This window comes from Rhodococcus sp. 14-2470-1b (assembly GCF_002259415.1).
Classification (GTDB): domain Bacteria; phylum Actinomycetota; class Actinomycetes; order Mycobacteriales; family Mycobacteriaceae; genus Rhodococcoides.
The window spans coordinates 120,282-141,240 of the sequence record NZ_NPFY01000036.1 but is presented as its reverse complement, the minus strand read 5'-3'; the positions used below and the strand labels follow the sequence as shown (position 1 = coordinate 141,240).

Sequence of the window (20,959 nt, the reverse complement as noted above, 5' to 3'; positions counted from 1 at the left end):
AGATTTGTCGGCGTGGCTCACCTCGAACTGACCGACATCGACTACTTCCTGCCCGACGGCAGGCAGCTTCTCAGCGGCGTCGGATTCCGTGTCGGAGACGGCGCCAAGATGGCGTTGATCGGACCGAACGGCACGGGCAAGACCACGTTGACTCGCATCGTCTCCGGCGACATCGAACCCGAGGACGGCGCTGTCACCCGATCGGGTGCGCTCGGGGTCATGCGTCAGTTCGTCGGGAGTGGAGCCGGCGGAACGACCAGTGGGGTCGGGAGTGGAGCCGGCGGAACGACTGTTCTGGATCTGTTGCTGTCGGTGTCCGCGCCCGCGGTGCGCCGAGCCGCCGAGGCTCTGGACGCGGCCGAGAACGCGATGATGGAGACGGACGACGAGAAGACGCAGATGAAATATGCTGCAGCGCTCTCGGATTGGGGCGACATCGGGGGATATGACCTGGAACCGTTCTGGGACAAGGTGACGATGGCGGCGCTCGGTACGCCGTTCGATGTCGCGAAATGGCGTGATGTGTCGACGTTGAGCGGTGGCGAGCAGAAGCGTGTCGTGCTCGAGGCGTTGTTCGCCGGTTCCGACGAGTTGCTTCTACTCGACGAGCCGGACAACTACCTGGATGTTCCCGGTAAGCGGTGGCTGGAGAAGACGATTCGTGAATCGGACAAGTCTGTTCTCTTCATCAGTCACGACCGCGAGCTCATCGCGAATGCGGCGACCCGCATCGTCACTCTCGAACCAGGAATCAACGGGGCCACCTCCTGGGTCCACGGCGGAGGCTTCGCCACCTACTACGACGCGCGAGAGGACAGGAACGCCCGGCTCGACGAGCTTCGACGTCGCTGGGACGAGGAACGAGTGAAACTGCGGGCGCTCGTTCTCCGTTTGCGGGAGAAAGCGAAGTTCAACGACGGTATCGCCGCCCGCTATCAGGCCGCACAGACGAGGCTCGCGCGATTCGAGGACGCAGGCCCTCCCGAGGCGGTTCCACTGAAGCAGAAGGTGACGGTACGGCTGCACGGTGGGCGCACCGCCAAACGCGCGCTGGTGTGTACCGGCCTGGAGCTGACCGGGTTGATGAAGCCGTTCGACACGGAGATCTGGTTCGGTGATCGGGTGGCCGTGCTCGGTTCCAACGGATCCGGCAAATCGCACTTTCTTCGGCTGCTCGCGGCGGGTGGTACCGACCCCGAGCGGGAGCACCTCCCGGTACAGGAACTCGAGATCGCGCCCGTACCGCACAGCGGCACCGCCGTGCTGGGTGCGCGGGTGCGGCCAGGACTGTTCGCGCAGACTCACAGCAGGCCGGATCTCCACGGCAAGACGTTGCTGGACATACTGCATCTCGGCAACGAGCACCGTGACGGAATGGGACGCGAGGCCGCGAGCCGTGCACTCGATCGTTACGGCCTGTCACTCGCCGCAGAGCAGTTGTACGACAACCTGTCCGGTGGGCAGCAGGCACGGGTTCAGATTCTTCTGCTGGAGCTGTCCGGTGCCACCCTGCTGCTACTCGACGAGCCGACGGACAACCTCGACCTGGTGTCCGCGGACTCGCTGCAAGACGCCATCACGGCATTCGAGGGGACCGTCGTCGCCGTCACCCACGACCGATGGTTCGCGCGCAGCTTCGACCGGTTCCTCGTTTTCGGATCCGACGGGCAGGTCTACGAATCGAGTGAGCCTGTCTGGGACGAAACACGGGTCGAGCGCAAGCGAGGCCTACGGGAGCGAGCCCTGAAGGCAACGCGGTAGCGTTTCGTCCCGTGAATGTCTCCACATCGAGTGAGTCCGACGCGACCGATTCTCCCTATCTGGTCGGCCTGAATCTGTCCGGGCGGCGTGTTGTCGTCGTCGGCGGTGGCACTGTTGCGCAGCGTCGGCTGCCGTTGTTGATCTCGTCGGGTGCGGTGGTTCATGTCATCACTCGTGAGGCGACGCCCGCGGTGGAGGGCTGGGCGACGGCAGGTCAGGTGACGCTGGAACTGCGGGACTACCGCGACGGAGACATTGCGGACGCGTGGTACGCGATCGCGTGCACCGACGAAGCCGAGACCAACGCGGCCATCGTCGCCGAGGCCGAACGGGCCAGAACCTTCTGCGTCCGGGCGGACGTCGCGCGCGACGGAACCGCGGTCACGCCTGCGTCGGCGGATTACGACGGTCTCACGCTCGGTGTGCTGGCCGGGGGCCAGCACCGTAGATCGGCAGCGGTGAGGACCGCGGTGCTCGAAGCTCTGCAGTCCGGTGTCGTCACCGACGCCGCACACGCCCCGCACACCGGCGTCGCACTCGTCGGCGGTGGTCCAGGCGATCCCGACCTCATCACCGTTCGCGGGCGTCGCCTGTTGACCTACGCCGACGTCGTGGTCACCGACAGACTCGCGCCGCCGGAGTTGCTGGCCGAGCTCGGCCCCCACGTCGAGGTCATCGACGCATCGAAGATTCCGTACGGGCGCGCGATGGCCCAGGAGGCAATCAACCAGGCGCTGATCGACGGAGCGAAGGCAGGGAAGTTCGTCGTCCGGCTCAAGGGCGGAGACCCGTACGTCTTCGGCCGTGGTTACGAGGAACTCGAAGCTCTCACCGACGCGGGAATCCCGGTCACCGTCGTGCCGGGAATCACCAGTGCGATCTCCGTGCCGTCCGCTGCGGGCGTGCCGGTGACGCATCGAGGTGTGACTCACGAATTCGTCGTCGTCAGCGGACACGTCGCGCCGGACCACCCCGACTCTCTCGTCGACTGGGACGCACTGGCGCGACTCAAGGGCACGATCGTGCTCCTGATGGCCGTCGAGCGGATCGACAAATTCGCGGCGGTGCTGATGAACGGCGGAAGAGCCGCGTCGACGCCGGTCCTCGTGGTCCAGGAGGGGACGATGCGTACCCAACGCGAGGTACGGGCGGACCTCTCCACGGTGGCCCAGAAGGTCAAGGACGAGGGCATACGTCCACCTGCGATCGTCGTAATCGGAACCGTTGCTGGTTTTTCTGTGAACTCTCGGTAACGTGAACCCCCGTGCCTGATCACACGCAGCCCGCAGCGCCCACGACGCAGATCGTCTACCCGGTCACCACCAGGGCATTCGGTCTGGCGATCATCGTTCTCAGCGGACTGCAGCTCATGGTGGTTCTCGACGGGACGGTCGCCAATCTGGCTTTGGCGCCGCTGCAGGCGGATCTGGGATTGAGCGACGCGGGTCGCAACTGGGTGTTGACGTCGTACGCACTGGCGTTCGGCGGCCTCATGCTTCTGGGCGGGCGCCTCGGCGATGCGTTCGGTCGCAAGAAGATGTTCCTCGGTGGCGTCGTGCTGTTCACCATCGCGTCGCTGTTGTGCGGGCTCGCCGTCAACGAAGCGACGTTGGTCGCCGCGCGTGCACTGCAGGGCGTGGGCGCTGCGGTGGCGTCGCCGACGGCCTTCGCGCTCGTGGCCACGACGTTCGCGCCGGGCCCGGTTCGTAATCAGGCCATCGCGATCTACGCCGCGATGACGGGTGTCGGTTCCATCGCCGGACTGATCATCGGCGGCGCTCTGACGCAAGTGTCCTGGCGCTGGATCTTTCTGATCAACGTGCCGATCGGCATCCTGATCGTCATCCTCGCGGTGGTGTCGCTGAAGGAAACCGCAGGCGTCCGCCTGACCCTCGATGTTCCTGGCGCGATACTCGGCACCCTCGGCTGTACCGGCGTGGTCCTCGCGCTCAGCGAAGGCACCGAACTGGGGTGGCTCAGCCCATTGGTGATCGGTTCCCTCGTCGCGGGTCTGATCCTGCTGGGGCTGTTCCTCGTCGTCGAGCGTCGAGCGGCCAACCCGCTGCTCCCATTTTCTCTGTTCGCCAGCAAGGACCGCGTCGCTACCTTCGTCGCGATCTTCTTCGCCGGCGGCGTCATGTTCTGCCTGGCCGCGTTCGTGGCTCTGTTCGTTCAGGACATCCTCGGCTACAGCCCACTCGCCGCAGGTCTCGCGTTCGTGCCGTTCGCCTTCGGCCTGGGTGCTGCCGCGTTCATCACCTCCCAACTGGTCGTGCGCATTCAGCCGAGATGGTTGGTCATGACAGGCGCACTGATCATGATCGGGTGGCTGCTGTTCTCGGTCGCCACCATGGACGCAGAGTCGTCGTACTTCCCCGGCATCTTCTTCCCGGTCATCGGTATCGGATTCGGCGTCGGCATGGCATCGATACCGCTGCCGCTGTGCGCGATCGCCGGGGTGCAGGCCACCGAAATCGGCCCACTGACCGCCATCGCCCTCGTCGCGCAGACCCTCGGCGGCCCGGTAGCGCTCGCGATCGTCGGCGCACTGGTCACTTCTCGGACGCTCTCGCTCGGCGGCACCACGGGCCCGGCAACGTTGATGAACGACGTCCAGCTCGGCGCCCTGAGCTCGGGCTACATGTTCGCTCTCTTCTGCTGCTCCATCCTCGCCGTCGTGGCAGGCCTCGCGGCGTTCTTCATTCGCTTCACCCCCCAACAGGTCGCCCAGGCCCAGGCCGCGCAGGAAGACGCCCAATCGGCCTAGACGCCCAATCGACCTAGACACCCAGCACGAGCTTCGCGATCGCGAAGTAGACGATCAATCCCGTTGCGTCGCAGAACGTCGAGATGAACGGCGTCGAGAACACCGCGGGATCGACGCCGATCTTCTTGGCCAACAGCGGCATGGCACCGCCGACCGTTGCGGCCAACGTGCAGATCGCGAGGAGAGTGGATCCGATGACCAGGCCGAGGTGCCAGTCGTAGACCAGGCCTGCGATGACGAAACCGAGCGTTCCGAGCATCGCGCCCATGGTTGCGCCCACGCGAATCTCGCGGAACAGTACCGCGCCGATATCGCGTGGGCGTACGTCGCCGACGGCAAGTGCTCGAGTCACCGTGGTGGCGGCTTGGGATCCGGTGTTGCCACCGGTTCCGGTCAGCAGCGGAATGAACAGTGCGAGCGTCACCACCGCAGCCAGCGCATGCTCGAAGATTTCGAGAACTTGCACGGTGAGAATGGCGGACAGCGCGAGGACGAGAAGCCACACCACACGCGATCGGACGATGCTGAGCACCGGAGTGGCCAGGTACGGCCGGCGCAGAGGCTCGGTGCCGCCGGCACGTGCCGCATCCTCGTCCTCGGCGTCCTCGAGAATGCGTGATGCCTGGTCGATGGTGAGGATGCCGATCAAGCGATTCTCCGAATCGACGACCACTACGGCTGGGCTTCGATGGTCGAGGCACGAACGGGCGGCTTCCTCGGCGGAGACGTCGGCCCTGACGACGGGCCGGCTCGTGGAGAGGTTCTCGACGACCGTCGTGGGGTCGGCGGTGGCGACGTCGGCGAGCGTCGCGACGCCGACGAGCCGTCGGCTGTCGTCGGTGATCGGAAGCAGATAGACGGACTCGGCACCGGCTCCGATCGCCCGAACCTGAGCCAGGGCCTGGTCCGCCGTCGTGGTGGGGTGGACACGGACGTACTCGGGGCTCATCCGCCGTCCGACGGATCCTTTCGCGTAGCCGAGCATCGGCGCGGTGAGCTCACGCTCCGTCCGTGAAAGTCCCTGCATCAACCGGTGCGCCACATTGGAGGGAAGTTCGTCGACGAGTTCGACGCGATCGTCGGGATCCAGTTCGGCGAAGAGCGTGACGACGTCGTCGTCTCGCAGCGCGGTGACGAGTTCGCTGCGGACCGACGCGTCGAACTGCTCGAACACATCGAGTGCGCGATCCTTCGGCAGCAATCGATACAGCACCGCGCGTTCGGCCGAGTCCGTACGTTCGAGAATCCGCGCTGCGTCGGCAGGCGGCAGGTCCGCGACGAGCTGGGACATGCCGGCGAGATCTTTCGCGCGAAGCAGTTCCGTCGAGCGGGTGATGACGTCGTCGAGAGTGTGGTGCACTCGTCCATTGTGCCGAGTGCACCGAGCGTGAACGTGTGGGCTGCTTCCCTTCGGGGTCCGTCGAAAGGAGGACGCGATGAATGCATCGATGTCGTTACCGTCGAGCCATGGCGACGCTCGAACGGTATCGATCATTGGATGTATTGCGCGGCATCGCGATTGCAGGCACGCTCGGCACCAACGTCTGGATCTTCACCAGCGGATCCGGGCTCGTCGGATATCTCGATGCTGTCGGGAAAGGTGACGGTGGGTGGGGTCTGGTCGAACGAATTCTGCAACAATGCGCCCAGGGCAAGTTCCTCGGTCTTCTGACCGTCATGTTCGGTATGGGGCTTGCGATCCAGCAGCGGTCGGCGTCGACGCGAGGGGAAGCGTGGCCAGGTCGATACCCCATCCGGGCGGCACTGCTCTTCGTCGACGGGGTACTGCACTTCCTTCTGTTCACCGAATTCGACGTGCTGATGGGGTATGCCGTCACCGGTTTCGTCGTCGCGTACGTTCTCGTCGGTGGGGAACGTGCTCAGCGGCGGTGGATGATCTGCGCCGCCGGCGTACACGTCGTGATGATCTCGGCGATCGCAGCACTGCTGGCCTCCGCGTCGGAGGGTACGCAGCCGTCACCGCTGCAGCCCAACCCGTACGCGGACGGCTCGTTCTGGGATCTGGTGCTCTTCCGTATCGACAACGCAGTGGTGTTCCGCTCCGAGACGGTGTTGATCCTTCCGATGTCGATTGCACTGTTCTTGTTGGGGGCAAGCCTGTTTCGCGCGGGAGTGTTGTCCGCATCGGGGAGAACTCTTCGACGGAGGATGATGGTTCTCGGGACGGCCGCGCTGCCTATCGACTTCGCGTTAGGACTGGTGGGCGGAGACCCTGGAATCATCGTATCTCGATACCTGACAGCACCGTTGGTATCCCTTGGGATTCTGGCGTTCGTGGCCGCTTTGTACGTTCGAGGTGATCGCGACGGCTTCGTGACCGCGCGGCTCACCGAGATCGGACGAATGGCATTGTCGAGCTACGTTCTCCAGAACGTGGTGGCCTCGGTGCTGTGCTACGGGTGGGGATTCGGGATCGCGGCGAAACTCGATGCGCCCGCGCAGAAGGTCCTCGGTACGGTCGCGGTTTACCTGGTGACGGTGTCGATCCTGAGCCTGTTCGCACACCTGTGGCTGCGGCGCCACCGACGTGGGCCGATCGAATGGTTGTGGAACTACTCGGCGGGAATCGGCGTGGCTACGACAGGTGGGCCTCGTCGGCGGCAGCCTGGCCGGAGTGCCATCCTTCGGCGTCGAGTCTGGGTCCTCGCATGGCCCGGACCCGGGGGAACAACCGATCGAATTCCTCTTCGACGGCCGCAGTCTGTGCGGCGAGCATCGGGAGCAGGCTTCCCGACTGTTCTGTCGCCTCCTCGAGGGCGAGTGCGCCGACGTCGGCGAGACGCTCGCCGATCCTGACGGCATAGGCGAACAGAAACGCCTTGCCGAACGCTGCGGATGCAGCGCCCTTGCGCCGCTTGGCTTTCGGCGAGTGCGACAGTGCCCGCGTGGCCTGGACGAGCAACGAGGTGAACAGCAGTTCGGTCTGCTCGACGTCGACGGGGGAGCCGACGAGAGTGGCGACGGCGAACTCGGGATCCCAGATGGACTTGACCCGATTGACGTCGCCGACGACGTGCAGCAACTGTGCTTTCGCGGGTGCATGTGGGTTGTCGACGTGGAGGCGACGGCTGATCACGTCGACGTTGCCTTCGGTCAACAGCAACGAGTCGATCGAGTACCGCGTCATCAATTCCTGCGCCTTGGCGGTCAGGGTCTCGGCTTCCTCTTCGAAATCGGTGGCGTCCGCTTTCGCGAGCAGTCCGCGGATCCTGCCGAGCACCTTGCCGTTCGGTGATTCACCGGTCGTCACGCCGCGGTCCATGCGAGGAGCACGCTTGCGTGGCCACTGTGAGGGCAGCGGCCCGATCTGCGGCCATCTCGGCAATTGTTGCCATTGCCCCAGAAGCGCGAGCACCGCGATCCATTGATCACTGGCAGCGATGTAGTCCGATTTTCCGCTCGCCGACAACTGTGCCGCCAGGAAGCTCGGAGACGCTTCGACTCGGGCCGCAGCTTTGGGATACGCGGCACAGATCTCGGAGAGTTGATCGACCCAGCTCTGCGGCGCCCGGTCGTCGGCGTCGGTCAGATCCGATTGGTGCAGAATTGCCGCTGCCGCAAGCGAAGACACAGCGACCGTTTGTTGGCGTCGCACGATGTGCAGCAGGTCGAACGGTTGCCATCCTGCTTCGTACATCGTCTGGATCATGTTGGTGAGAGCCAGCGACCCGAGTGCCTGCGGGTCGAACTCGTCGAGCGCGATCAACCGGTCGGCGATGTCGTCGACGAGTCGCAGGTCCTTGCTGCGGCCGAACGAAGCGTCGGCCCCCTGCCTCAGGAGCGAAGGAACCGGGTTCACTCGGTGAGCACGATCAACTCGGTCGGCGAGGCGACCTCTACGCGAAGCCCGGACTTCGCTGCGACCCGTGCCACTCCCTTGACGTCCTTCGGTTCGGCGGTCGTCAACGTCAGTGTCCGAGCCAGCAGACCTTTGTGGTGCTTGTTGAAGTGGCTGACGACGGACCGGGTGCCATCGGGCTTCTCGGTCAGCACGGTCGCAGTCACCGCCCCTGGCACCGGCCCCAACTGCTGATAGGTCCCGGATCGAAGATCGACCACCAGCTCGTCGGCCTCGGCCAGAAGTGCCTCGGTCAGGTCCGGCTTCCACAGTGAGCGCAGCGTGCCGAATCCGGGAATCTTCGACCCGCCGGACAGGCGGTACGACGGGATGGGATCGGTCGCACGGACCGCTCCGAACAGAGCGGAGCCGATCCACAGGCGTGCCGCGGCCCGGGCGCGGCCCGCACGCGTGAACGAACCGGCGTCGAGTGCGTCGTACAGTACGCCGGTGTAGCGGCTGAGAGCAGGAGCGGTCGGCGACGTCCACAGCACCGCGTTGCGCTGGATTTCGTCGGCCTGGGTCGGACCGAGTCCGAGGGCCGCGCTCGAGGCCTCGACGTCCGCAGCCAACTCGACCAGGGCATCCGCGAGCTTCTGCCGCAACGGCGTGAGGTCCGGCAACGACAGCTCGCCGAGGTCGAGAGGTGATCCCGCACCGCCGTCGGACTTCGTTTCGGAGGGTGGGAGCAGGATGAGCACGGGGAGCAACGTTACCGTTTCGCCGGGCACCGACTACTCTCGTACCCCGTGATCACCCGTCTTTCGCAGTTGTTCCTTCGCACCCTCCGCGACGACCCCGCCGACGCCGAGGTCGACAGCCACAAGCTTCTGGTTCGTGCCGGCTACGTCCGTCGTATCGCACCGGGTGTCTACTCGTGGCTGCCACTGGGTCTGAAGGTGCTCCGGAAGATCGAGAACGTCGTCCGTGAAGAGATGAATGCGATCGGCGCACAAGAGATCTCGTTGCCTGCCCTGCTGCCTCGTGAACCGTACGAGTCCACCAATCGATGGACCGAGTACGGCGACGCGCTGTTTCGGCTGAAGGACCGGAAGGGCAATGACATGCTGCTCGGTCCGACGCACGAGGAACTGTTCGCGCTCACGGTCAAGGGTGAGTACAACTCCTACAAGGACCTGCCGGTCACCCTGTACCAGATTCAGAACAAGTACCGCGACGAGGAGCGTCCCCGCGCAGGCGTTCTGCGTGGTCGTGAGTTCATCATGAAGGACTCGTACTCCTTCGACCTCGACGAGGACGGGTTGAAGGCGTCCTACCACGCCCACCGCGAGGCCTATCAGCGCATCTTCGCGCGGCTCGGTATCAAGTACGTCATCGTCGCGGCCACGTCCGGCGCCATGGGCGGCAGTGCCTCCGAGGAGTTCCTCGCCGAGAGCGAGGTCGGTGAGGACACCTACGTTCGCTGCATCGAGTCCGGCTATGCGGCCAACGTCGAAGCCGTCACCACCGCCCGCCCGGACTCGCTGCCCATCGAGGGTCAGCCCGAGGCGGTCGACTACGAGACCGGCGAGACCCCGACCATCGCGACACTGGTCGACTGGGCCAACAGTGCAGATCTCGGCCGGACCGTCACCGCCGCGGACACGCTGAAGAACATTCTGCTCAAGGTGCGGCAGCCGGATGGTGAATGGGAACTGCTCGCCGTCGGCGTCCCGGGAGACCGTGAGGTGGACGAGAAGCGTCTCGAAGCGTCGCTCGAGCCCGCCGAGTACCAGTTGCTCACCGACGCGGACTTCGAGGCCAACCCCTTCCTGGTCAAGGGGTACATCGGGCCTCGTGGCCTGCAGGCCAACGGTGTTCGGTACCTCGTCGACCCCAGGATCGTCGACGGAACGTCGTGGATCACCGGCGCGGACGTCAAGGGCAAGCACGTCGCGAACCTCGTCGCCGGCCGCGACTTCACTCCGGACGGAACCATCGAGGCGGCCGAGGTGCGCGACGGTGACATGTCGCCTGACGGGCGCGGACCGCTCGTCAGTGCGCGCGGAATCGAGATCGGCCACATCTTCCAGCTCGGTTACAAGTACACCGACGCGTTCACGGTGGACGTTCTCGGTGAGAACGGCAAGCCGGTGCGGCTCGTACAGGGTTCCTACGGTGTCGGCATCACGCGTGCCGTAGCCGTGGTGGCCGAGCAGATGCACGACGACAAGGGCTTGCGTTGGCCTGCGGAGATCGCGCCGTACGACGTTCACTTGGTCATCGCGAACAAGGACGAGGCTGCGCGCGACGGTGCCGAGGCGATCGTGTCGGAGTTGAACCTGCAGGGACTCGACGTGCTGTTCGACGACAGGAAGGCGTCGCCTGGCGTCAAGTTCAAGGACTCCGAGCTGCTCGGCATGCCTCTGGTGGTCGTCGTCGGCCGCGGATGGGCAGACGGCAAGGTCGAACTTCGGGATCGGTTCTCCGGTGAGAGCGTCGAGTTGGACAAGGAGACGGCCGTCGCGGACATCGTGAAAGCGGTTCGGGGCTCCTGATTCCTCTCTCCCTGTCGGTTACTCACTGGTAGCTTTGGCGGGAGCGGAGCCTGCGAAGTGAGTTCGCGGGAACCGCACCGACAAGGAGAGGTGACAATGGTGTCGCAGATTTCTCTGTTCGATCCCACGAAGCTCGACGTGACGCGTTTGGACGACGAGACTGCTCGACAGTTGCGCGCGCTGATCGACTGGTTCGAGAGTCGTGGCAAAGCGAAACTGCTCTCCGACGACCTCGACGCGGTTTGGACGGCGGATTTCCTCGCATTCGTCGCGAAGGAGAAGCTGTTCGCCACGTTCTGCACGCCTGCTGCGTACGCGGACGGTGACCCGAACAAGCGGTGGGATGCCTCGCGGAACGCGATGCTCAGCGAGATCCTCGGCTTCTACGGCCTGTCCTACTGGTACGCGTGGCAAGTCACTGTCCTTGGGCTGGGTCCTGTCTGGATGAGCGACAACGACGCAGCCAAGCGCCGGGCTGCGGCGTTGCTGGACGAGGGCGGCGTCGCCGCGTTCGGTCTGTCCGAACGGGCACACGGTGCCGACGTCTATTCCACCGACATGCTTCTGGCTCCCGGCGGGGGAGACGGGGTCGAGTTCATGGCGTCGGGCGAGAAGTACTACATCGGCAACGGCAACGTGGCAGGGACGGTGTCCGTGTTCGGTCGTCGCACCGATGTCGAGGGTCCCGAAGCGTACGTCTTCTTCGTTGCGAACAGTAACCATGACAACTATGTGTTGCGAGACAACGTGGTTCACGGTCAGATGTTCGTCAGCACGTTCGCGCTGGAGAACTACCCGGTCCGGGCCGAGGACATCCTGCACACCGGCGCCGACGCGTTCTCGGCGGCGCTGAACACCGTCAACGTCGGCAAGTTCAACCTGTGCACCGGGTCGATCGGGATCTGCGAGCATGCCTTCCACGAGGCGATCACTCACGCGCACAATCGCATCCTCTACGGCAACCGGGTCACCGATTTTCCGCACGTGCGAGCAAGTTTCGTCGACGCGTACTCGCGGCTGATCGCCATGAAACTGTTCAGCGCTCGTGCCCTCGATTACTTCCGATCCGCTTCGGTGGAGGACCGTCGGTATCTCCTGTTCAATCCGATGACCAAGGCCAAGGTCACGTCGGAGGGCGAAACCGTGGTTCGTACATTGCACGACGTCATCGCAGCGAAGGGGTACGAGAAGAACACGTACTTCAGAGAGGCGGCGCAACTGATCGGCACGTTGCCCAAACTCGAAGGCACGGTCCACGTCAACGTGGCGTTGATGCTCAAGTTCATGCCGGCGTACATGTTCGCGCCCACTGAGTTTCCGGCGGTCGAGGTTCGCGACGACGCGTCGGACGACGCCTTCTTCTTCGCTCAGGGACCGGCGCGCGGCGCGAGCAAGGTCCGGTTCCAGGACTGGGTGCCCGTGTACGAGAAATACTCGGCCGTGCCCAACGTCGGGCGTTTCTACGAGCAGGTGTTGGCGTTCAAGCAGTTTCTGACCGAGTCGGCGCCCAACGAGGAGCAGCAGCGTGATCTCGACTTCCTGCTGAACGTCGGGCACCTGTTCTCGCTCGTGGTCTACGGTCACTTGATTCTCGAGAGCGCGGACGCGGTATCGACCGAAGTTCTCGATCAGATCTTCGACTTTCAGGTACGCGACTTCTCTGCGTATGCCGTTGCGCTGTACAGCAAGCCGTCCTCGACGGAGGCGCAGCAGGCATGGGCTGTCGGCGCGCTGCGCAAGCCCGTCGTGAACGCCGCGAGATTCGAAGCAGTGTGGGGCGAAGTCCTGGCGTACGACAGTGCGTACGAGATGCAGCCCTAGCCCGAGGTCTTGACGAACTGGGCCAGCTTCGGCCCGAATGCACAATCGGCGAGTTCGGCGAGGGGAGACTCGTCGGAGGAGTGTTCGACCGCCTGGATTGCCAGCAGGCAGTTGAGCAACATGCCGTGCGCGATGAAGTCGCGTGCCTCGTCGGGCGTGCACCCGGTGCGTTCGCGTATCTGGGTGTAGATCGCGGACATGCCGTCACGCGCTTGGGTGCCGATCTCCGGTGTGGTGCTCGCGGTGAAACCGTGCATCATGACCAGGAGAAGGTCTCGGTCGGTGACGAGATCCGCGTACGCCCGACCCAGTGCGGGCCAGACGTCGGGCTCCGACGGTGACTCGTCGAGAACGCGATCGAACGCGCGCATGATCCCGTCGATCGCGCGCTGGAACACGAGGCGGAACAGTTCGCTCTTGGTGCCGAACATCCGGACGACGTAGGGCTGAGACACGCCCGCTTCCTTGGCGACGGCGTCTGTGCTGGTTCCGGCGTAGCCGCCCCTGGCGAACGCTCGGGTGGCGGCGTCGAGCACCAATTCACGGCGGTCGGCTGCGTCCATGCGGGTGGTCTTCGTCGGCGCTGGCATGTTGACAGGTTATCAGTTGATAACTAGCGTCCCCAGTCAAGTAATCATTCGATGCTTACAACCTTCGGAGGCTTGCCATGTCCACGACGACCGCTCCGCCGCACATCGACACCCAACGGCGAATTCCGATCTGGGTCGGAATTCTCGCCGCGTCGCTACCGATGTTCATGGCGACCCTCGACAACCTGGTGATGACCAGTGCGCTCCCGGTGATCCAGGCAGACCTGTCGGCCTCGGTCGGAGAACTGCAGTGGTTCATGAATGCGTACACGCTGAGCTTCGCGACGCTGATGCTCGCGGCCGCGACGCTCGGCGACCGGTGGGGCCGCCGCAACGTCTTCCTCGGGGGCATCGCCGTGTTCACCGTCGCCTCGATCGGCTCCGCGCTCGCGACGACACCGGTGATGCTCATCGCTGCCCGAGCGATTCAGGGCGCGGGAGCCGCTGCCATCATGCCACTGTCCCTGACGCTGCTCGCCGGAGTCGTGCCCGCCGCGAAACGTGCACTCGCCATCGGGATCTGGGGCGGAGTGTCCGGGCTCGGTGTCGCGCTCGGTCCGGTCGTCGGCGGCGCAGTCGTCGACGGTGTCTCGTGGGAAGCCATCTTCTGGATCAATGTCCCCGTGGCACTCGTCGCGGTGCCTCTCGCACTCGTGGCGCTGAAGGAGTCCTACGGACATCGTCAGCCGCTGGACCTCGTCGGAATCCTGCTCGCAGGCGCGGGCGTCTTTCTGCTGGTGTGGGCGGTGGTGCACGGAAACGAGGACGGATGGGCCTCGGCGACGGTGCTTCTCTCGTTCATCGGATCGGCGGTGTCCATGGTGGCGTTCGTGATGCGTCAGAGGTCGACGAAATTCCCGGTCGTTCCACTTCGGTTGTTCCGCTCTCGCAGTTTCTCCGTCGCCAACATCATCGGTGTGTCGTTCACTCTCGGGATGTTCGGCGCGGTCTTCCTTCTGTCTCAGTATCTGCAGATCGTCATGGGATACACCCCGTTCCAAGCTGGTCTTCGGACGTTGCCGTGGACGGCTGCCCCGATGATCGTGGCACCCCTGGCAGGAGTGCTGGCACCTCGGCTGGGTCTACGGACGCTGCTCGTCGCAGGTCTGACGCTGCAGTCCGGAGCCTTGGTGTGGATGGCCGCGATAGTGGAACCGGGAACCTCGTACATCAGCATGATTCCCGCCCTGGCCATGGCCGGAATCGGCATGGGCCTGACATTCGCGCCGTCGGCGACGGCGGTGCTCACCGACATGTCTGCTGTCGATCACGCCACGGCCAGCAGCACCAACTCGACCATTCGCGAGATCGGTATCGCGCTCGGAATCGCTGTTCTCACAGCGGTCTTCCTGGGCAGCGGGGGAGCGTTGACTCCCACCGGGTACACCGACGCGTTGGCTCCCGCACTGTTGGTCGGCGCCGCAGCTGTCGCGGTCGGAATTCTGGCCGCGCTGTTCATGCCCTCGGGCATTGCCGCGACGACGCCTACGGCTGACCCGGAAACGCCACCGTCGCCGGAACCACTCCCAGGATCGTCCGCCAGTTCGCAAGTCTCAGCGCAGCTTCGGTCAGCGCGGTGATTCCGATCTCGCGAGTGGGGCCGGACCGGCTGCGCTCGATCACCGAGCGCCACGCGACCGACGTGTCCGCTTCGGCCTGAGCGGCAAGCTGGACGGCGGTGACGGGATCGGTCACAGGAAACGGTGTGGTGTACGCGGTCGCGGGCTGCGGCGGGGTGACGCTCGCCGCAGTCAGTGCATCGATGGTGGCGTCACGTCGTGCCCGGTGAGCAGCCGCGTAGGTTGCCACAAGGTCCGCGCGCGCAGGATTGGAGAAAGCGCCGACGATGCCGTAGGCGAACACCGCGGCGTACTCGGCCTGCAGCGCATCGACGAGCGCCTGCTGCTCTTCACCTAGCTCGTTCACGACAACACCACCTCCACGGAGGTCGTGCACGCGGCGCTGATCGAACCCAGCAAGCCGGCGCGGAAGCCGGATTCGTTGCGCGCCGAATCAGCGGCGCTGCGTGCAGAATCGGTCAGCGCAGCCACCAACTCGTCCCACGTCGGAGGCGGGCCATCGGTCGTGGTGGAGGCCGCAGGCGTGGTCGTCGACCCGCCTGCGACGCGGTCTATCTCCGTCGCCAACGCGTCGGCATGTGCGGTGCGCTCGAGTTCCACGACCGACAGTGCAGCAGCACGATCCGGGATCGAGGCAGCGAGCGCCGCGGCCGACCGCGCGTCCTGGCGAGCCTGCCGCAAGTGCGTGGTGAGTGTGTCCACCGTCTCGGCGGTGTCCTGGCCCGGCGTGCAGGCTGTGACCGAGGTGAGCCCGGCCGCCGCGAGGGCCGCCCCCGCTACCAGTCGAAACGACGCGCGACGTGTGAGTGGGCGAGATAGCGCGGGCGTCAGCACGCGTCCATGCTGCCAGGTCTCACTTTGCCGGTGCGCACCCGCACCTGGTCACGGGCCGCCGCGATGGGCGCTAGGCTGTACGTTCACCGTCTGAGGAACCGATCCGCCCACAACTTCACGAGGAGTGCACACCACGATGCCTGTTCCGTCCAAGGAGAGGGTCGTCGAGCTCCTGTCCGACCTGATCGACGCACACGGTTTCGACCTCGAGGACGTCACCGTCGTTGCAGCCGGCAAGCACAGTGCCGTTCGGATCATGGTCGACCGTGAACAGGGAATCGATCTGGACACCCTGCCGTCGCTCAGCCGAGAGATCTCCGACGTGTTCGACGGGGTGTCGGACTTCGGGGAGGCGCCGTACACGCTCGAAGTCACCACTCCCGGAATCGACCGACCTCTGACGCTCGAACGGCATTGGCGTCGGGCACGGGGTCGAGCGGTGCGGATCGAATTGGCGGACGAGAAGTTCGACGGCAGGATCGGCGCACTCGACTCGGGCGTCGTGACGGTTGTGACGAAGACGAAGGGTGTTCTCTCGACACGCCGGGTGGCGTTGACGGACGTCGTCAAAGCAGTTGTGCAGGTGGAATTCTCGCGGCCGAAGTCCGAGGAGATGGAACTGGCGGGCGGCGTCGTGGACGGGCGGCCTGCGCCGGCCGACGCCGAGAACACCGTGAACGTGGAAGAACCGGAAGAAGGGTCCGACAAGTGAATATCGACATTGCTGCGCTGCGCGCCATCGAGGCGGACAAGGGAATTTCGATCGAGACGGTCATCTCGACTATCCAGACCGCTCTGTTGACCGCATACCGCCACACGGAAGGTCACCAGCAGCACGCATGGATCGACGTCGACCGCAAGAGTGGCTCGGTCAAGGTCATGGCCAAGGAGATCGACGAGGACGGGAACACGATCTCGGAGTGGGACGACACTCCTGAAGGCTTCGGCCGTATCGCAGCGACCACTGCTCGCCAGGTCATTCTGCAGCGTCTGCGTGACGCCGAGCACGAGCGTTCGTTCGGAGAATACTCGACCCACGAAGGCGAGATCGTCGGCGGCGTCATCCAGCGAGACACCCGCGCGAACGCGAAAGGCACCGTGATCGTACGGATCGGAAGCGACGCCAACGGCGCCGATGGCTTGTTGCCTCCTGCCGAGCAGGTTCCGGGCGAGTCGTACGAGCACGGTGAACGCATCAAGTGCTACGTCGTGGGTGTCGCCCGCGGAAACCGTGGACCTCAGATCACGTTGTCGAGAACCCACCCGAACCTCGTACGCAAGCTGTTCGCCCTCGAGGTGCCCGAGATCGCGGACGGTTCCGTCGAGATCATCGCCGTTGCCCGAGAGTCCGGTCACCGGTCGAAGATCGCGGTGACCTCCACGGTGTCCGGCCTCAACGCTAAGGGCGCGTGCATCGGTCCGATGGGCCAGCGTGTGCGCAACGTCATGAGCGAACTTGCGGGGGAGAAGATCGACATCATCGACTTCGACGAGGACCCCGCTCGCTTCGTCGGGAATGCTCTGTCGCCGTCGAAGGTTGTGTCGGTGACGGTGGTCGACGCCGCCGCTCGTGCCGCGCGTGTCATCGTCCCCGATTACCAGTTGTCTCTGGCGATCGGCAAGGAAGGGCAGAACGCTCGATTGGCTGCCCGTCTGACCGGATGGAGAATCGATATCCGCAGCGACGCGGCCGTGGCACCCGAGGCGACCAGCGGGTAAAGACAGAATGCGGGGTTCGGGGCAATACAGCGGTAGAGTAGTCGGTGGTTCGGAATTGAACTCCACGCCCTTCCGTCATGGGAGCACCGGTTCGACGCCTATACGTCTGCCGGTGCGCACCTGTGTCGGATGCAAGGAGCGGGTTCCGGCAGTCGATCTGCTGCGAGTCGTGGTCGGTCGGACGGGTGATTCGGATTCCTCGGAATCCGTGATCGTCCCGGACGTCCACCGCAGGCTTCCAGGTCGGGGCGCTTGGCTGCATCCCGTCTCGGAATGTCTGGTCAATGCGGAACGACGCCGAGCATTCGGCAGAGCACTACGAGTACAAGGAGTGGTCGACGTGACCGCGGTGGAAGCCTTCATCGGAAACGGTGCAGAGGCCCACACCGAGGAACCGGTGGCTCCGAATACAGAGCAGTGAATGCAGAGCAGTGAATGCAGAGCTACACCCGTCGAGAAGAACAGGCAACAGCACTGATGAGCACACCGTGAAGCACCAACGATGAACGTCCATCGGAGATAACCCGAGGTCGTGCGGGCACCATGCCTCGCTCGGCCTCTCAGTGAGGAGAGCAGTGGCAGGCAAGGCCCGCGTACACGAGTTGGCCAAAGAACTCGGTGTCACCAGCAAGGAACTACTCGCACGGCTCAAAGAGCAGGGCGAGTTCGTGAAGTCAGCATCATCCACCGTCGAGGCGCCGGTTGCGCGTCGACTTCGTGAGTCCTTCCCGTCCGGAGCATCGGACTCGGCTCCAGCCGCAGGCGCATCGAACGGGTCGCCCAAGCCGGCACCGTCCGCCAAGCCTGGTGGAGGACCCCGTCCGGGCCCGAAGCCCGCGGCACGTCCGGCGGCTCCGGCCCCGTCCGCTCCGGCGGCATCGGCTCCCGCTCCCACCGAGGAGAGCACCCCCCAGCAGTCGGCACCCCAGCAGTCGGCACCCCAGCCGTCCGCTCCGGCACGCCCGGCTGCTCCGGCGCCGTCGCGTCCCACTCCGGCTCCTGCTCGCCCCGCGGCGCAGGCTCCGGCGACCGAGAACGCAGCACCGGCGGCTCCCGCCGCGTCTGCTGCGCCGGCGGCTCCCGCAGGCCCCAAACCGGGCGCACCCGGCCCGAAGCCTGGCCCCAAGGCGCCCCGGGTCGGCAACAACCCGTATTCGTCGGCTCCGGCCGAGCGTCCGGCTCCGCGCCCCGCACCGGGCGGACCTCGCCCCGGCGGCGGTCGTCCGGCACCCGGTCAGGGTGGCCCTCGCCCGGCTGCGCCCCAGGCGGGTAGCCGTCCGGCACCCGGCCAGGGCGGCCCTCGTCCGGCTCCGGGCCAGGGTGGCCCACGTCCGAGCCCCGGTTCCATGCCTCCGCGCCCGAACCCGGGTGCGATGCCGACTCGTTCGGCACGTCCGGGACCTGCAGCAGGTCGCCCGGGCCGCCCAGGCGGCGCTCCAGGTGGTCGACCGGGTGGTGGCGGTGGCTACCGCGGCGGCGGCGCACCCGGCGCGCCCGGTGGTGCTCCTGCAGGTGGAGCTCCCGCCGGCGGTTTCCGTGGTCGCCCAGGTGGTGGCGGTCGTCCAGGCCAGCGCGGTGCAGCAGCCGGTGCCTTCGGGCGTCCGGGTGGTGCTCCTCGGCGTGGACGTAAGTCGAAGCGTCAGAAGAGGCAGGAATACGACTCCATGCAGGCGCCCGCCGTCGGCGGCGTCAGGCTGCCACGCGGCAACGGCGAAACGATTCGCCTTGCCCGCGGTGCGTCGCTGTCCGATTTCGCGGAGAAGATCGACGCGAACCCGGCGGCACTCGTGCAGGCTCTGTTCAACCTCGGCGAGATGGTGACGGCCACTCAGTCGGTCAACGACGAGACGCTGGAACTGCTCGGCGGCGAGATGAACTACGTGGTTCAGGTCGTCAGCCCGGAGGACGAGGACCGCGAGCTGCTCGACAGTTTCGACCTGACCTACGGTGAGGACGAGGGTGGCGAGGAAGACCTCGAACAGCGTCCTCCTGTGGTCACCGTCATGGGCCACGTCGACCACGGTAAGACCCGGTTGCTCGACTCGATCCGTAACACGGCCGTTCGTGAGGGCGAAGCCGGCGGAATCACGCAGCACATCGGTGCCTACCAGGTGTTGACCGAGCTCGAGGGCAACGAGCGTCTCGTGACGTTCATCGACACCCCGGGTCACGAGGCCTTCACGGCCATGCGTGCTCGTGGTGCCAAGGCCACCGACCTCGCGATCCTGGTCGTCGCGGCCGACGACGGCGTCATGCCGCAGACGGTCGAGGCCATCAACCACGCGCAGGCTGCGGATGTACCGATCGTGGTCGCGGTCAACAAGATCGACAAGGAAGGCGCGAACCCGGACAAGATCCGGCAGCAGCTGACCGAGTACGGACTGGTTGCCGAGGAGTACGGCGGCGACACCATGTTCGTCGACATCTCCGCCAAGCAGGGCACCAACATCGATGCCCTCCTCGAAGCGGTGCTGTTGACGGCGGATGCCGCCCTCGACCTGCGGGCCAACCCGGACATGGACGCTCAGGGTGTCGCCATCGAGGCACACCTCGACCGTGGCCGTGGACCGGTGGCGACCGTGCTCATCCAGCGCGGAACGCTCCGCGTCGGTGACTCGATCGTGGCGGGTGACGCCTACGGACGTGTTCGTCGCATGGTCGACGAGCACGGTGCCGATGTCACCGAGGCACTGCCGTCGCGGCCGGTTCAGGTCGTCGGCTTCACCTCGGTGCCCGGCGCAGGCGACAACCTCCTCGTCGTCGACGAGGACCGCATTGCCCGTCAGATCGCCGATCGACGCAACGCACGCAAGCGCAACGCGCTCGCTGCGAAGAGTCGCAAGCGCATCAGCCTCGATGATCTCGATGCAGCTCTGAAGGAGACTTCGCAGCTCAACCTGATCCTCAAGGGTGACAACTCCGGAACGGTGGAGGCCCTCGAAGAGGCTCTCCTCGGTATCGAGATCGACGACGAGGTAGAACTGCGGGTCATCGACCGCGGTGTCGGTGGCGTCACGGAGACCAACGTCAACCTGGCGTCGGCATCCAACGCGATCATCATCGGCTTCAACGTTCGTGCGGAGGGCAAGGCCACCGAGCTGGCCAACCGCGAGGGCGTCGACATTCGGTACTACTCCGTCATCTACCAGGCGATCGACGAGATCGAGAAGGCCCTCAAGGGCATGCTCAAGCCGATCTACGAAGAGGTGGCACTGGGCCAGGCCGAAATCCGTGCGCTGTTCCGTTCCTCCAAGGTCGGAAACATCGCAGGTTGCCTCGTCACCTCCGGTACGATCCGTCGCAACGCCAAGGCTCGGTTGCTTCGTGACAACGCGGTGGTCGCCGAGACCGTCACCATCTCCTCGCTTCGCCGCGAGAAGGACGACGCGGTCGAGGTGCGCGAGGGATACGAATGTGGTCTCACGGTGACGTACTCGGACATCAAGGTGGGAGATGTCATCGAGGCGTACGAGCTTCGTGAGAAGCCTCGCGACTAGTGACGTGCTCACTGGTGGCAGTGGTGTGTAGGG

16 protein-coding genes and 1 pseudogene are annotated in these 20,959 nt (G+C 65.3%); 11 read left to right on the top strand and 6 right to left on the bottom strand.

The annotated features are described in order from the left end of the window. Positions 1 to 12 precede the first annotated feature (12 nt). Genes CH293_RS25275 through CH293_RS25265 form a run of 3 tightly spaced genes read left to right on the top strand, consistent with a single transcriptional unit; the run spans position 13 to position 4,528 of the window. On the top strand, positions 13 to 1,761 hold the full coding sequence (locus tag CH293_RS25275) for an ABC-F family ATP-binding cassette domain-containing protein (RefSeq protein WP_094721796.1): 1,749 nt from the start codon (positions 13 to 15) through the stop codon (positions 1,759 to 1,761). Between the two features lie 11 nt (positions 1,762 to 1,772). Next, the gene (cobA, locus tag CH293_RS25270) at positions 1,773 to 3,014 is read left to right on the top strand and encodes a uroporphyrinogen-III C-methyltransferase (RefSeq protein ID WP_037111485.1); all 1,242 of its coding nucleotides are present in this window, start codon (positions 1,773 to 1,775) and stop codon (positions 3,012 to 3,014) included. A gap of 50 nt (positions 3,015 to 3,064) precedes the next feature. Further along, positions 3,065 to 4,528: an MFS transporter gene (locus tag CH293_RS25265; RefSeq protein ID WP_170945374.1), complete on the top strand. Its 1,464-nt coding sequence runs from the start codon at positions 3,065 to 3,067 to the stop codon at positions 4,526 to 4,528. A gap of 13 nt (positions 4,529 to 4,541) precedes the next feature. Here the strand turns inward: CH293_RS25265 and mgtE are convergent, their stop codons facing one another. Next, positions 4,542 to 5,888 carry a magnesium transporter gene (mgtE, locus tag CH293_RS25260; RefSeq protein WP_037111583.1) on the bottom strand — a complete coding sequence of 449 codons (1,347 nt, stop codon included), beginning with the start codon at positions 5,886 to 5,888 and terminating at the stop codon, positions 4,542 to 4,544. A 107-nt stretch (positions 5,889 to 5,995) separates the two neighbouring features. Here mgtE and CH293_RS28830 point away from each other — a divergent pair. Then, positions 5,996 to 7,099 (top strand): annotated as a pseudogene (locus CH293_RS28830) (DUF418 domain-containing protein); the annotation flags it as partial. 25 nt (positions 7,100 to 7,124) lie between these two features. On the opposite strand, the gene CH293_RS25250 reads toward CH293_RS28830, so the two are convergent. Together CH293_RS25250 and yaaA are read right to left on the bottom strand one after the other, a co-directional pair. After that, positions 7,125 to 8,348 carry a DUF2786 domain-containing protein gene (locus tag CH293_RS25250; RefSeq protein WP_094721795.1) on the bottom strand — a complete coding sequence of 408 codons (1,224 nt, stop codon included), beginning with the start codon at positions 8,346 to 8,348 and terminating at the stop codon, positions 7,125 to 7,127. After that, the gene (yaaA, locus tag CH293_RS25245) at positions 8,345 to 9,088 is read right to left on the bottom strand and encodes a peroxide stress protein YaaA (protein WP_094721794.1); all 744 of its coding nucleotides are present in this window, start codon (positions 9,086 to 9,088) and stop codon (positions 8,345 to 8,347) included. Before yaaA ends, CH293_RS25250 begins: the two co-directional genes overlap by 4 nt. A gap of 48 nt (positions 9,089 to 9,136) precedes the next feature. Here yaaA and CH293_RS25240 point away from each other — a divergent pair, with 48 nt between their 5' ends. Together CH293_RS25240 and CH293_RS25235 are read left to right on the top strand one after the other, a co-directional pair. Further along, the gene (locus tag CH293_RS25240; protein WP_037111494.1) at positions 9,137 to 10,885 is read left to right on the top strand and encodes a proline--tRNA ligase; all 1,749 of its coding nucleotides are present in this window, start codon (positions 9,137 to 9,139) and stop codon (positions 10,883 to 10,885) included. Between the two features lie 96 nt (positions 10,886 to 10,981). After that, on the top strand, positions 10,982 to 12,706 hold the full coding sequence (locus tag CH293_RS25235) for an acyl-CoA dehydrogenase family protein (RefSeq protein ID WP_094721793.1): 1,725 nt from the start codon (positions 10,982 to 10,984) through the stop codon (positions 12,704 to 12,706). On the opposite strand, the gene CH293_RS25230 is transcribed toward CH293_RS25235, so the two are convergent. Continuing rightward, positions 12,703 to 13,296, bottom strand: coding sequence for a TetR/AcrR family transcriptional regulator (locus CH293_RS25230; RefSeq protein ID WP_037111498.1), 594 nt, complete (start codon positions 13,294 to 13,296; stop codon positions 12,703 to 12,705). The two genes, CH293_RS25235 and CH293_RS25230, sit on opposite strands and share 4 nt — an antisense overlap. 77 nt (positions 13,297 to 13,373) lie before the next feature. Between CH293_RS25230 and CH293_RS25225 the strand changes: the two genes are divergently transcribed. Beyond that, a complete protein-coding gene (locus CH293_RS25225; RefSeq protein ID WP_037111500.1) occupies positions 13,374 to 14,876 on the top strand; it encodes a DHA2 family efflux MFS transporter permease subunit in 1,503 nt (500 codons plus the stop codon). On the opposite strand, the gene CH293_RS25220 is transcribed toward CH293_RS25225, so the two are convergent. Together CH293_RS25220 and CH293_RS25215 are read right to left on the bottom strand one after the other, a co-directional pair. Further along, the gene (locus tag CH293_RS25220) at positions 14,782 to 15,222 is read right to left on the bottom strand and encodes a ferritin-like domain-containing protein (RefSeq protein ID WP_094721868.1); all 441 of its coding nucleotides are present in this window, start codon (positions 15,220 to 15,222) and stop codon (positions 14,782 to 14,784) included. The two genes, CH293_RS25225 and CH293_RS25220, sit on opposite strands and share 95 nt — an antisense overlap. Next, a complete protein-coding gene (locus CH293_RS25215) occupies positions 15,219 to 15,710 on the bottom strand; it encodes a hypothetical protein (protein WP_094721792.1) in 492 nt (163 codons plus the stop codon). Before CH293_RS25215 ends, CH293_RS25220 begins: the two co-directional genes overlap by 4 nt. A 136-nt stretch (positions 15,711 to 15,846) precedes the next feature. Between CH293_RS25215 and rimP the strand changes: the two genes are divergently transcribed. The 4 genes from rimP (at position 15,847) to infB (ending at position 20,926) form a co-directional block, all read left to right on the top strand. Further along, the gene (rimP, locus tag CH293_RS25210; protein WP_176460120.1) at positions 15,847 to 16,422 is read left to right on the top strand and encodes a ribosome maturation factor RimP; all 576 of its coding nucleotides are present in this window, start codon (positions 15,847 to 15,849) and stop codon (positions 16,420 to 16,422) included. Continuing rightward, positions 16,419 to 17,429, top strand: a complete 1,011-nt coding sequence (gene nusA / locus CH293_RS25205) for a transcription termination factor NusA (protein ID WP_037111503.1) — start codon at positions 16,419 to 16,421, stop codon at positions 17,427 to 17,429. Before rimP ends, nusA begins: the two co-directional genes overlap by 4 nt. A gap of 112 nt (positions 17,430 to 17,541) precedes the next feature. Beyond that, positions 17,542 to 17,850 carry a YlxR family protein gene (locus CH293_RS25200; RefSeq protein ID WP_037111504.1) on the top strand — a complete coding sequence of 103 codons (309 nt, stop codon included), beginning with the start codon at positions 17,542 to 17,544 and terminating at the stop codon, positions 17,848 to 17,850. Positions 17,851 to 18,004: 154 nt separating this feature from the next. Then, positions 18,005 to 20,926: a translation initiation factor IF-2 gene (gene infB, locus CH293_RS25195; RefSeq protein ID WP_094721790.1), complete on the top strand. Its 2,922-nt coding sequence runs from the start codon at positions 18,005 to 18,007 to the stop codon at positions 20,924 to 20,926. The last annotated feature ends 33 nt before the right edge of the window (positions 20,927 to 20,959 follow it).